The organism is Rothia mucilaginosa (assembly GCF_001061665.1).
Taxonomy (GTDB): domain Bacteria; phylum Actinomycetota; class Actinomycetes; order Actinomycetales; family Micrococcaceae; genus Rothia; species Rothia mucilaginosa_A.
In genome coordinates this window covers 1-671 of sequence record NZ_JVSP01000012.1, presented here as the reverse complement: position 1 = coordinate 671, position 671 = coordinate 1, and the positions used below count along the sequence as shown (strand labels likewise).

The window sequence follows — 671 nt, the reverse complement described above, 5'->3', positions numbered from 1 at the left end:
CGAAGAAATGCTCCAAGAAATCGAGGACCAATTCGCTAACACCAATATCCAGGCCCCTGTTTTGAAGCAGTCCTACAACCTCGGCACCGGCCTCGGCGAAAACAACCCCAACGTCTACAAGAACCAAGCCGTCAACTTCTACGTCGACGCACCCACCGCACATTGGGAAGGCGACCTCATGATCGGCCACGTAGAAATCGAATCCTATCCCACCCAGATGACCATCCAATACGGCAACGGTGACGAGGATACTTTCTACACCATGGGTAAGCCGGTTAGCAGGGCACGCGGCGAAGAGTCACGCAAGACCGCGACCAGTTATGTGTATAAGCGTTCGGGTAATTTCCATGCCTACGCAACAGTGTCATACTCTGGTCGTTTCCGGGTGAACGGCGGCGCATGGCAGGCGTTGGATGTTGTGTTGACGAAAGATACCGTTGACCCGCTGCTGGTGCGTGTGTGGTGGGTTGATGTGGGACGCGTCGGCGGCACCTGCGAAGACGACGACACTCGTTGGGGCTGCAAGAACGACCCGACGATGGGTAAAAAGGATAACCCGAACCCCAGGTTGCGCAAGGCTGACATCCGTACCGGCCAGCGCTGGCATCTAAACGATAGCGGTGACGGGGACACAGAGTATTCACTGCACCGCGACTGGCCCGACATGTAAA

Annotated in this window: 1 pseudogene; it reads left to right on the top strand. The window is 56.2% G+C overall.

The annotated features are described in order from the left end of the window. A pseudogene (locus tag ADJ95_RS06025) lies at positions 1-670 on the top strand (peptide ABC transporter ATPase); the annotation flags it as partial. Position 671 lies beyond the last annotated feature (1 nt).